At 71.6% G+C, this 5,561-nt stretch carries 8 protein-coding genes and 1 pseudogene; all 9 read right to left on the reverse strand.

Features of this window, described 5'->3' with window-relative positions:
- Positions 1-1,184 (reverse strand): annotated as a pseudogene (locus tag DKT68_RS08500) (phage/plasmid primase, P4 family); the annotation flags it as partial.
- Between the two features lie 105 nt (positions 1,185-1,289).
- Positions 1,290-1,766, reverse strand: a complete 477-nt coding sequence (locus tag DKT68_RS08505; protein WP_146218320.1) for a hypothetical protein — start codon at positions 1,764-1,766, stop codon at positions 1,290-1,292.
- Between the two features lie 65 nt (positions 1,767-1,831).
- A complete protein-coding gene (locus tag DKT68_RS08510) occupies positions 1,832-2,842 on the reverse strand; it encodes a hypothetical protein (RefSeq protein WP_109816872.1) in 1,011 nt (336 codons plus the stop codon).
- Entirely contained in the window at positions 2,839-3,276 is a 438-nt protein-coding gene (locus tag DKT68_RS31850) for a WhiB family transcriptional regulator (protein WP_109816873.1), read from the reverse strand. Before DKT68_RS31850 ends, DKT68_RS08510 begins: the two co-directional genes overlap by 4 nt.
- Positions 3,273-3,611: a hypothetical protein gene (locus DKT68_RS08520; RefSeq protein WP_109816874.1), complete on the reverse strand. Its 339-nt coding sequence runs from the start codon at positions 3,609-3,611 to the stop codon at positions 3,273-3,275. The genes DKT68_RS31850 and DKT68_RS08520 overlap by 4 nt, the downstream gene beginning before the upstream one ends.
- Entirely contained in the window at positions 3,608-4,345 is a 738-nt protein-coding gene (locus DKT68_RS08525) for a hypothetical protein (protein ID WP_109816875.1), read from the reverse strand. The genes DKT68_RS08520 and DKT68_RS08525 overlap by 4 nt, the downstream gene beginning before the upstream one ends.
- A gap of 64 nt (positions 4,346-4,409) precedes the next feature.
- On the reverse strand, positions 4,410-4,655 hold the full coding sequence (locus tag DKT68_RS08530; RefSeq protein ID WP_109816876.1) for a hypothetical protein: 246 nt from the start codon (positions 4,653-4,655) through the stop codon (positions 4,410-4,412).
- Positions 4,655-5,380: a DNA-methyltransferase gene (locus DKT68_RS08535; protein WP_109816877.1), complete on the reverse strand. Its 726-nt coding sequence runs from the start codon at positions 5,378-5,380 to the stop codon at positions 4,655-4,657. The genes DKT68_RS08530 and DKT68_RS08535 overlap by 1 nt, the downstream gene beginning before the upstream one ends.
- Positions 5,380-5,561: hypothetical protein (locus DKT68_RS31115; protein ID WP_161556634.1), on the reverse strand; the 182-nt coding region annotated here is incomplete at its 5' end. The genes DKT68_RS08535 and DKT68_RS31115, both read right to left, overlap by 1 nt.

The following is a 5,561-nucleotide window of genomic DNA, read 5'->3' on the forward strand; positions in this document are numbered from 1 at the left end:
CCCGGGGTGCGGGCGGCGGCCGGCGCCGGTGCGGGGGGCTTCTCGCGCTGCATGGGTGTGCCGTAGCCGAGGCGGGCGAGTTCCCGGGTGGCGGCCCGCTTGTCCCCGCCGTGGTTGAGCAGCGCGTACACGTACGGCTTGGTCATGGACTCTTCGGTGGGCAGGCCGGCGTCGGTGGAGAACACCCAGAGGCGGTCGCGATGGGGGTCTTTGCCGGTGGTGGCGGAAATCCCGGCGGTGGTCTTGTCGGGGCGCACCCATTCGCAGTAGCTGCCGGGCTGGCCGGAGGCGATGCGCCAGCCGGCGCCGCCGAGGAGCAGCTGGTCGTCCCAGTCGACGCGCTGCTCGAAGTCGTCGTTGGGGGTGATGTGTCCGGCGGCGCGGACGACTTCGAGGCGCCGCGCTGCGGCGGGCGCGGCGGTGGGCTGCGGGTCGGGGTGCTGCTGCAGGCCGGCGGTGAGGCCGTCGCGGAGTTCGCGGATGCTGTACCGGCCGGGCTGGGCGTCGATGATGCGGCAGGGCCGCACGAGCCCTTCCTTGCGGTTGGTGGTGCCGGGGATGCGCAGGATGCGGGCGAGGTCGCCGACGGGCCCGTAGTGCCAGCCGAGCGTTGTCGCCGAGCGGGCGATGACGGCCTGCCAGCGGGCAGACATTTCCTTGATCGCGGTGAGGTTGTCGGCGGTGATGTCGACGTGCTGGTCGAGCAGCCACCACGGGTACAGGCCGCCGCCGGAGTGCACCCAGAGGGTCGGCGCGGGCAGCCCGGAGTCGGTGATGATCTGCCGGGCGTCATCCTCGGTGGGAGGCAGCGGCCGGGTGACGCAGACGTGCCGGTCCTTGAGCGGGCAGTCGTCGGCGCAGACGTCGTGCTTGTGGCCGGGGCCGGCGATGTCGAGGTCGGCCCACAGGCCGGGGAGGGCGAGGCTGTCGGCGGCGCTCCCCCGGCCGCCGCTGCCGGGCTTGCCCTTGAGGGTGGTGACGCGCAGGTAGATGCCTTCCGGCTGTGCCTTGTCGAGCTCGGCGACGTAGGCGGCGGCCTGGTCGTAGTCGGCGAAGGCGCGGCCGGTCCAGTTGCCGGTGGAGCTGACGTGCACGAGGCCGGGGGTGCTGACGTAGAGCACGTCGAACCACGTCCGGACCATGGTCGGTTCCAGGGCGGTCGTCTGCTGCTCGGTGCTCGTCATCTATGTGGCTCCTGAGCTGGTCGGTTCGGGGAGGGTGGTGCCGGGGCTCCGGGGCCGCCGGCCAACCGGGGAGGTGGCTGGCCGGCGACGCTGGGGCACCGGTTCCTAGGCAGCGGCGGCGGCGACGACCTTGGCCTTCTGCTCGTCGCCGAGGACGTCCCACAGGGCCTGGTCGACGCTGGCCGGCTTCTGCAGGCCGCCGTTAGCGGACGGCGCCGACGTGATCGGCGTGGGCGCCGGGGCCGCGGCCGGGGCGGTGGTGCCGGCGCGGCGGACGGTCACCTCGAAGTGCTTCAGCGTTTTGCCGCCGGCGCGCTTCTCGTTCTGGGTGAAGGTGACCGTGAGGTGGTCGCCGGCCTCGGGCCGCTTCTCGGCGAGGGCGGCCTTGAGCCGGACCTGGCCGGCGGTGATGGTGCGCTCCTCGCCGTCGTCGGTGGTCAGCAGGATCTGCGGCGCGACCTTGCCGTCGTCGAAGCGGTGGGAGCGGACGGCGGTGATGGTGCCGGAGACGGTGTCGCCGACGTTCTCGAACTTGACGAACGCGCCGCCCTCACGGATCTCGGGGTCATCCCAAACAGACATGTGGTGCTCCTTGTGGTTGGGCCGGGCTTGGGCCGTGCCGGGGTTGGGTTGGTGCACCTGGACGGTCATGCCCAGGGGTCTGGGTTGCCGGGACATCCGGTGTCGTCGGCGGGGGTGTTGGGCCGAAAGAACCGGCAGTACCGGCAGTCCTTCGTGGGGGTGGCCGGGATAGCACCCCACATGGCCGGGTTGTTGGCGACGTCGAGGTCGGTCAGCAGGGCCTCGGTGGCGTAGAGCCGGTCGAGGGCCTTCTGTGCGATCTCGGGGTCGTAGGGTTCGGTCCACTCCCACGACTTGCCGTAGTCCCAGCTGCGGGAGAGGCAGACGACGCGGACCCAGAGGACGTCGCGGCCGGCACGTTCGTGGCCGAGCCCGTACAGGTGCGCTTGGACCCGGTACTCGGGGCGCATCTCCTTGCGGTACTTGGTGATGGACGAGTCGCCGACGAGCTTCCAGTCGATGACGGTGCCGGTGTCGGTGTCGTAGGCGTCGCCGCTGCCGGAGATGGTGTCGTCGGGCCACACCTTCTGCTCGACGATCCACCGCTCGCGGCCGAGGATCTCGTTGTGGGCGGTGAGGGCGTCGGCGATGTAGGCGTGAACGGCGGTGCCTTGGATGGGCGCCCAGGGCAGCCGCAGGTCGGGCTGCTCGGGGGTGCCGGCGAGTTTGTAGGCGAGGGCCCGCTGGCAGGGCACGCCGATCTCGGAGGGGCCGATCTTCTTCTGTCGGCTGCGGGCGGAGTTGGCTTCGTGGTCGTAGAGGAGTGCGCGTAGGTCGTCGAGGGTGGGCGGTGGCGGGGCGGTGATGGCGTCGACAAACCGGTCCATGGCACGGGTCTTGCCGGTCGCGGCCGGGCCGGTGACGACGGTGAACAGGTCGGCCGGCGGTACGGGCTGCTCCGGTTGGGCGGCCGGTTCGCAGCCGATGTGCCAGCCGGCCCCGGTGGCCGGGTCGGTGACGAGCATCGGGTCGAGGCGCTCACCGCAGCGGGCGAGGCAGTGTGGCTTCGGTGCCGGCGCCGGTTTGGTGGTGAGGCTGGCGATGACCGCGTCGAGGGTGGCCTGGTCGACGCTCATGCCGCCATCTCCGTGTGCTCCAGCGTCTTCTCTTCGTCGAGGTCGGCGCGGGAGCAGCCGGGGCACTTGACGCCGCCGCTGATGTAGAGGCGGTCGCGGGTGTCCCAGCGGTCCTCGGGCTCGTCGCAGGTGACGCAGGTGTTGCCGGCCTGCTCCTGCTGCTTGGTCGCGGCGGCCTCTCGCGCCTGCTGCCTCTCGCGTCGGCGCAGTAGCGCGGTCCGTTGGTGGTCGGACAACCCACCCCAAATTCCGTGCTTCTCACGCCGGTCGAGGGCGTCCTTGAGGCATTCGAGGCGGACCGGGCAGCGCCGGCAGATCCGTCGGGCGGCGGTGCTGTCGCCGCCCTTGTCGGGGTAGAACTCGTTGGTGTCGGTGCCCTGGCAGTTGGCCTGGCTCATCCAGGCCGGTGTGGGCCTGAGCGGGACGCTGATCATCGGGTTGCTCCGGTCAGGTGGGGCTCGCCCAGCTCCCGCAGCCACTGTTGGGCGGTGTGGCGGGCGGACAGTTCGGCGTAGATGGGTGCGCCGGCGTCGGGGAGGGCGCGGCGGATGACCTGCGTGGGTGCGTCGATGTCGGTGTGGTGGGTGCGGACGCGGACGGTGGCGGGTTGCCGGTAGTCGTCGACGTTGTAGGGGTCGTCGGCGGGCTGGCTGCGGTAGCGGAGCCACCAGAGGCCGACGCCGGCGGTGGTGGCGAGGACGGGCATGGCGGTGACGATGAGGATGGGGAGTGCGGCGGTGAGGGTGTCGGCGATGGTGTCGAGGCTCATCGGGTCACCTGCTCGGCGGCCTTGCCGTTGATGCGGTCGGCGCAGGTGTTGTTGACGTTGATGGAGCCGTAGGGCATGACGGTGGCCGTGGTGGTGGCGGGCCGCCCGCAGGTGGTGGTGCTGCCGTGGACGAGGTGGCACTCGCAGGGGTGGATTCCGGCGGTGGTGAGTTGGTCGGCGAACCTGGTGTTGGCGGCCGTCAGCAGGTCGACCTCGTTGCCCGCTTCGGTGAGAAGGGCACCGATGTCGTCGCGTTGCTGCCGTACCCGGGCGTTCTCGGCGACCAGCCGGCCGACCTCGTCGGCGCGGTCGGCGGCGTACTCGCGGGACTCGGTGAGGGCGCGGAGGGTGGCGTCCCGGGTCGCCCGCGCAGTGCGGAGCCAGGCGGTGAGGTTGTCGTTCTCCCCAGCGAGCTTGGCGCTCTTCAGCCGCTCTGTCTCCAGTTCGGCGGTCAGCTCGTCGACCTTGGCCCACGCCGCGTCGGTGTCCTCTTCCCACGCCTTGCCGGCGTCCATGAGTCGCACGGTGGCGACGGCAGCCCACGCGGCGAGGGACATCGGGTTGGCGGCTGCGGCGGCGAGGTCGCGGGTGAGTTCGGCGGCGAACACCTCGGGGCCGACCTCGGCGAGGCGGGTCTTGCGGGCGGGGTCGCCCGTGAGGTCTTCGATGTTGGCGACCGCGTCGGGGTATGCCTGGTCGAGGCGGTGGATTTCGTGGGCGCTGTAGTCGGTCACGATTCGCTCCCGGAGAAGAGGGCCAGCCACACGGCGGCGAGGACGATGAGGAAGGCGACGACGGTCATGCGTGCCTCCGGTGGGTGAGCCGGGGCAGGTGCCATCCGCGCAGCCACGCCGGCCGGATGTCGTACAGCCGCCGCCGGTAGACGGCGAGGACTTCGGCGAGGTACTGCGGGGTGCTGATGGCGGTCTGGGCGGCGCGCATCTGGTGGCGCAGCGCCCGCCAGCGCAGGTACCAGCCGCCGGCGGTGAAGCACAGGGCGTGGGTGACGGCGAGGGCGGCGATGAGGATCAGCTCGGTGGCCATCACGACGCCTCCGCCAGGTCCGCGATCCGCTCCGCCTTGATCAACCGTTCTACGCCCAAGTCGGCGTACCGCTGGTCGGACTCGAAACCGACGAACCGGCGGCCGGCGAGCAGCGCGGCCACGCCGGTTGAGCACACCCCGGCGGTCGGGTCGAGGACCGTCTCACCGAGGCACGACGACGACTCGACCAGCGGACGCAGCAGCGGTACCGGCTTTTCGTCGGGGTGGCGGACCTGCCCGGAGTTGGGTCGGGCAGCCTGGATGACGGAGCCCTGCCGCAGGCGGGCGGCGAGCCGGCCGGAGCCCTTGTCCCGGTTGCGGGCGGACCACTCGTAGACGCCGAAGGTGATTCGCTCGTGCTCCGGTCCCCACGGCACCGACAGGTTCCCCGGGCCCAGGTGCTGCTTGTCCCAGATCAGTTCGGCAGTGGCGCCGAGGTCGCACAGCTTGGCGACCTGGTCGGGGGTATAGCCGAAAACGTAGGTATGGCGGTGGTTGCGCAGCAGCCGGCGGACCATGTCGCCGAGGACGGCGGGCCAGTCGATGCTGCCGTCATCTCCGGCCATCCGGTCGAACTGGTCGGTGCGGCGGCCGGAGCGCCAGTTCACCCCGTACGGGGGGTCGGCGATGATCAGGTCGATGGAGCGGGCGGGCAGTGTGGGTGCGATGTCGCGGCAGTCGCCGAGGTAGAGGGTGGCGCGGGGGCTCTGGTAGTAGGGCTCCATCACGACCTCACCTCCCGGCTGCGGGTGACGGCGCGGGCGAGGTCGTCGAGCAGCGGCCCGACCGGCGGGTCCTGCGCGATGGCGTCGCACAGGTCGGTGAGGTGCTGCCGGTTGGCGTTGGGTGCCCAGCGGGTGAGGGCCTCGTCGGTGTGGCGGGGGAGCGCCGGAGTCCGGATCAGCC

It is taken from the genome of Micromonospora acroterricola (genome assembly GCF_003172955.1).
In the GTDB taxonomy this organism is placed as follows: domain Bacteria; phylum Actinomycetota; class Actinomycetes; order Mycobacteriales; family Micromonosporaceae; genus Micromonospora; species Micromonospora acroterricola.

What these genes read in the sequence shown, in the direction of transcription:
- DKT68_RS08505 (WP_146218320.1), bottom strand. Translation starts at nt 1,766, where the DNA reads ATGTCTGTTTGGGATGACCCCGAGATCCGTGAGGGCGGCGCGTTCGTC.
- DKT68_RS08510 (WP_109816872.1), bottom strand. Translation starts at nt 2,842, where the DNA reads ATGAGCGTCGACCAGGCCACCCTCGACGCGGTCATCGCCAGCCTCACC.
- DKT68_RS31850 (WP_109816873.1), bottom strand. Translation starts at nt 3,276, where the DNA reads ATGATCAGCGTCCCGCTCAGGCCCACACCGGCCTGGATGAGCCAGGCC.
- DKT68_RS08520 (WP_109816874.1), bottom strand. Translation starts at nt 3,611, where the DNA reads ATGAGCCTCGACACCATCGCCGACACCCTCACCGCCGCACTCCCCATC.
- DKT68_RS08530 (WP_109816876.1), bottom strand. Translation starts at nt 4,655, where the DNA reads ATGGCCACCGAGCTGATCCTCATCGCCGCCCTCGCCGTCACCCACGCC.
- DKT68_RS08535 (WP_109816877.1), bottom strand. Translation starts at nt 5,380, where the DNA reads ATGGAGCCCTACTACCAGAGCCCCCGCGCCACCCTCTACCTCGGCGAC.